The organism is Streptomyces ossamyceticus, assembly GCF_001418475.1.
Classification (GTDB): Bacteria; Actinomycetota; Actinomycetes; order Streptomycetales; family Streptomycetaceae; genus Streptomyces; species Streptomyces ossamyceticus.
On the sequence record NZ_LIQX01000456.1, the window covers coordinates 1 to 4,761 of the forward strand.

Consider the following 4,761-nt stretch of genomic DNA (forward strand, 5'->3'; position numbering starts at 1 on the left):
GCCAGGCCGGCCTGGCCAAACAGACTCTGTCCAAATTGGAGTTGGGGACGGGGAATCCCACCGTCGACACGCTGTTCTCCATCGCCGGCGCGCTCGGCGTGCCGGTCACACGGCTGGTGGCCGAGCGGGAACAGGTGATGACCGTGCAGCGGGCGGACGACGTCGTCTGGGAGCGGCACGACGGCTACGAGTCCCGCTCCCTGGACCATGTGTACGGCTCCGGTGTCATCGAGAACTACCTGGTCCGTCTTGGCCGTTCACCGGACGCGGACAGGCCGTCCGAGCCGCACCCGGTGGGCACGCTGGAGCACCTGTACGTGATCAGCGGTCGGGTACGGGTCGGCCCTGCCGACGCCCCCGTGGAGCTGACGGCCGGCGACTTCGTCCGGTACCCGGGCGACCGGCCGCACGTGTACGAGGCGCTGGACGGGGAGAGCCTGATCCACATCGTGGTGAGCGTGCCGCGCGCGCTTCCCGGCACCGGCGGCATGGCCGTCACCCGCACCCATGGCCACTAGGGCCCTTCTGACGGATCTCCGTGGGAGAAGGAGCGGCGTTCGGTGCGTGCTCTCGGTGTGCGGGGCGGAAGCCCTCGTAGCGGAGCTACTAGGGCTTTTGTCCGGTGCGGCGAGAGTGCGTGCCGGGCGTCGCGACGCCGCGGAGATCCGTCTGAAGGGCCCTAGCCTCGTTGTTTCGCTTCGGGTGGCTGGGCTGATCGCGTTGGACCGGTAACTCCGGTTGCCGGCCTGCCAGTGGGCATGGCGGGGCCCCGGCGCGGTGGTCGGGTTCTCCGGGGGCCTTCGAATCGTGGGCGGTCAGGGTGAACGGCTGTCGCCGGCGACAGGTCGGGCCCGGTCAGATCCTCTCCCCGATACTGACGGGTTGGGATGTTTGCCTCTGTCGGGGTCTCGGACCCTTGGGAAAGACTTTGCCGAACGGCGCGGGATACCAAGCGACCCGACGTCCGATCGCTCTCCGGACTGCTCCGCGGTGCTGAGCGCCGACCATCCCCGAAGACGTCCATGACTCGTCCACGAGTCGCCGCAAGCGAGGTATGTGGCATGCCCATGAAAGAAACGCTCTCCGCCGAGCGGGTCGGCGGCGCTGGTCACAAACGCCGTTCCCGCTGGCTGACCAGGAAGTTCCTGGTGCTCTTCCTCGCCGTTGCCACGCTGCTGGGTGGTGCCGCCCTTGTGGTCCCGCAGTTCCAGGAGAAGGCCAGCGCCATCGATGACGGCAACGACATCACCTGGGACATCAGTGGCGGCGAAAAGGCGTACGACGACATGATCAAAGCCGTACGCCAGCGGGCGACCGGCGGCAGGGTGCTGCGGGACGGGATACTGCAGACCGACCCCGCCCTGGACAACTCCTCCAGGAACATCTTCGCCATCGACCTGCGGGCCAGTGCCCTGCCCTCGAGTTCGGACGGCAACAACGTCCGCCTGATCCTGCGGGCGCGGGACCTGTTCCTCATCGGCCACCAGGTCAGGGACGGACGGGGCAGCGCTGAGCCCGTCTTCTTCAAGGGCGACGACCCCGAACTCAACCCGCGGGTGCCTGCGGCCAGTCTCCCCTTCACGGGCAGCTACGGGGACCTGGAGTCGCGGGGCGGCCAGGCACGGGCCAACATGAGGCTCAACCAGCAGGTGGTGGACACGGCGTACCTGAACCTGCGAGGGGGTTCCAATCAGAACACGGTAGCCCGGTCGATGATGGTGTTCGCCATGATGATCGCGGAAGCCGCGAGGTTCGAGCCGCTGCACCAGGACTTCCGGCAGGCCTTCGGCTCCAACGGCGCCGGTGAGACGGTCGTCAACGTTGCCGACGCAGAGCTGATGAACAGCTGGGGCGAGGCTTCGCGTCAGTTGGTCGCCAGCCTGAACAACGGCACACCCATCAACTTCGAGGTCAACGACCCCGCAACACCGGGCCGCGACTTCTTCGCGAACACGCTGACGTCGATGGCCGCGATCCTCGCCATCTGCCTTCTGCAGAACAGTCAGTGACGCACGGGAGCGGCCCGAGTGCTGCCAGATACTCGCGGCCCCGGCCCGCACGTGGCCCGCCCCTCTTCAGACCCCCGTCAGGTGCTGGTAACACCTGACGGGGGCTGTGCGTCATACGGGCACGCCAGACGAGCGTGAGGGTGCGTGGCAAGCGGTGAGTCAGCCCATGCTCTTGGAGCCGTCCAGGGCCTCTCGGACGATGTCGGCTGTGGCCGGCGGGCTGGGCGATCTCGGCAATGATGTGCAGTAGCACCCTGCGGGCCGACCACCGTGCGTCGGCCTCGAATCACGGGGCCTTGGGCAGCGGGTGGGATGCCTTCAGATCGGGCGGGGAGACGAAGCACTACTGGGCGTCGGTCGGCGGCGGCATCGTCGTGACGGGTGGCGGAGCGGTACAGCGATGCGGCCCCGTGCGCCATCAGGCGCACAGGGCCGTGGATCGGGGCAGGTCCTCGGGAGGGTCAGGCCACCGGCAGGCCGCCGCGTCCGGTCGGGATCGAGCCGCGCGCCTTGGCCGCGGTGACCGTGCGCGCCGCTTCGTGGGCCACGCGGCGCAGGGCCCCCGCATAGCGCGAGGGGTCGAAGCGGTGGTCGGCGCCGGCGACGGAGACCGCGGCCAGGGGGCGTCCGACGGGGCCCATGATCGGTACGGCGACGCAGGTCAGTCCGAGGGTCGCCTCCTGGCGGTCGTAGGCGATGCCGTCCCGGCGGATACGTCGCAGCTCGGCCCGGAAGCTGTCGGCGTCGGTGAGGGTGTACTCGGTGAGAGCGGACAGCCCCGCCTCGATGGCCGCCTCCGCGGCGTCGTGGTCGAAGGCCAGCAGTGCCTTGCCTACGGCGGTGCAGTACGCGGGCAGCCGCGCGCCGATCCGTGAAGGCGTGCGGGCGGCGCGGTGACCGTGGATCTTGTTGACGTACACGATCTCGGTGCCGTGCAGCACGGCCAGATGCACCGTCTCGTGCGTCAGTTCGTACAGATCGGCGAGGTGGGGCAGCAATCGCTCCTGAAGCAGCAAGGGCGTCGGCCCATGGACGCGGTTGCCCATGTCGAACAGCTGGATGCCGAGCCGGTAGTTGCTGCCGACCCGCTCGACGAGATCGTTGCGCTGCAGGATGCCCAGCAGGCGGAACGCCGTCGACTTGCTGAGACGGGCGCAGCGGGCCAGTTCGCTGACGCCGACCTCCCTGTCCTGTTCGGCGAGCGACTTCAGAAGGACCAGCGCCTTGTCGACCGCTGTCTGTTGCTCGGGCACGGGGCTCGGCGCACCGGGGTGCGGGGGGTCAGCATGCTCCGGACGAAGGGCGGTGACGCGCATGGGCAGACTCCGAGGGAAGGACCGAGGGCACCGGGAAGGTCTGAGCGACCACTGAAATGGACGCATGTCCAATGTAGGAGACCGAGTCGGGCTTGTAAACGGCGCGTGCCGCAGCGGTGTCGGCCCCGTCGGTGCCACCGCCCGATCATGGCCGGAAATGACGGAACCGCCCGTCGTGCGTCGGCGGCACGACGGGCGGTTCGAGGGTCTTCGACGAGGGTCGTCAGGCGCTGAAGTCCTTGTCGCGGGTCTCGGGCAGGGCCAGCACACAGACCAGGCTGACCAGGCAGAGAGCGCCCGCGTACACGCCCAGGATCAGCGGCGACTTCCAGTGGGTGTTCAGCCAGGTGGCGACCAGCGGGGCGAAGCCGCCGCCGAGAGTGGCGGCGAGGATGAACGTCGCCGACGCTCCGGTGTAGCGCAGCCTGGCCGGGAACAGCTCCGGCAGGAACGCGGCCATGGGCGAGAACATCATGATGAACAGCACGAGCCCGACACTGAAGGCCCCGGTGATCAGTACACCGTCGCCGGTATTCAGGGAGCCGAACATGGGCAGGGCCCACAGGGCGCAACCGGCCGCGCCGGTCAGCATCACCGGGCGTCTGCCCACCCGGTCGGCGAGTTTCGCCACCGGCACCGTGGCGGCCACCACGGCCGCGGCGGCGATGCTCGCGGCGGTCAGCATCGTGGGCTGGGGGATGCCGAGGGCGGCCGGCCCGTAGGAGATGCTGTAGACGATCGTCAGGTAGTACACCGCGGAGCCGCCGATCGCCGCGCCGATGCCGAGGAGCAGTCTTCCCGGGTACTCCTTGATCAGGACACCGAGGGGGAAACGCGGAGCGGCGGCGTCGGCGGGGCGCTGCTGGAAGACCGGGGACTCGGTGACGCGGGAGCGCACCCAGAGGCCGACGACGATGAGGACGGTGCTCAGCAGGAACGGAACGCGCCAGGCCCAGTCGGCGAAACCGTCCTTGCCCACGATCGACAGCGTCGGAAGGATCACGGCGCTGGACAGCAGGAAACCGAGCGGCGGGCCGGCCTGCGGGATCGACGCGAACAGGGCGCGGCGTCCGGGGGGCGCGTGCTCCGCCGCCAGCAGCACGGCCCCGCCCCACTCGCCGCCCAGGCTCACGCCCTGCAGCAGACGGAGCACGACCAGGAGCACGGGGGCTACGAGGCCGGCCGTCTCGTAGGTCGGCAGCAGTCCGACGCCGACCGTGGACAGGCCCATCAGCACCAGCGAGAGGAAGAGGGCCCGCTTACGCCCGACCCGATCGCCGATGCTTCCGAACAGCACCACGCCGACGGGGCGGGCCAGGAAGGCGGCGGCGAAGGTGAGGAACGCGGCGAGTGTGGAGACCGTGGCGTTGCCGGCGGGGAAGAACGCCGGGCCCAGGACGAGGGCCGCGGCCGTTCCGTACACGGCGAAGTCGTAG

At 69.5% G+C, this 4,761-nt stretch carries 4 protein-coding genes and 1 pseudogene; 2 read left to right on the plus strand and 3 right to left on the minus strand.

Going from position 1 to position 4,761, the window contains the following annotated elements:
* Both AOK15_RS29185 and AOK15_RS29190 read left to right on the plus strand, forming a co-directional pair.
* The coding region (locus AOK15_RS29185) for a helix-turn-helix domain-containing protein (RefSeq protein ID WP_055521336.1) at nt 1-518 on the plus strand (518 nt) is incomplete at its 5' end.
* 543 nt (nt 519-1,061) lie between these two features.
* Nucleotides 1,062-2,009 (plus strand): ribosome-inactivating family protein, encoded by a 948-nt coding sequence (locus tag AOK15_RS29190; RefSeq protein WP_055521337.1) that lies wholly within the window; start codon nt 1,062-1,064, stop codon nt 2,007-2,009.
* A 159-nt stretch (nt 2,010-2,168) separates the two neighbouring features.
* Here the strand turns inward: AOK15_RS29190 and AOK15_RS47435 are convergent.
* From AOK15_RS47435 to AOK15_RS29200, 3 genes and pseudogenes are all read right to left on the minus strand, one after another.
* Nucleotides 2,169-2,337 (minus strand): annotated as a pseudogene (locus AOK15_RS47435) (mycothiol transferase); the annotation flags it as partial.
* 133 nt (nt 2,338-2,470) lie between these two features.
* Nucleotides 2,471-3,262: an IclR family transcriptional regulator gene (locus tag AOK15_RS29195; protein ID WP_240508646.1), complete on the minus strand. Its 792-nt coding sequence runs from the start codon at nt 3,260-3,262 to the stop codon at nt 2,471-2,473.
* A 286-nt stretch (nt 3,263-3,548) separates the two neighbouring features.
* Nucleotides 3,549-4,761: MFS transporter (locus AOK15_RS29200; RefSeq protein ID WP_055521339.1), on the minus strand; the 1,213-nt coding region annotated here is incomplete at its 5' end.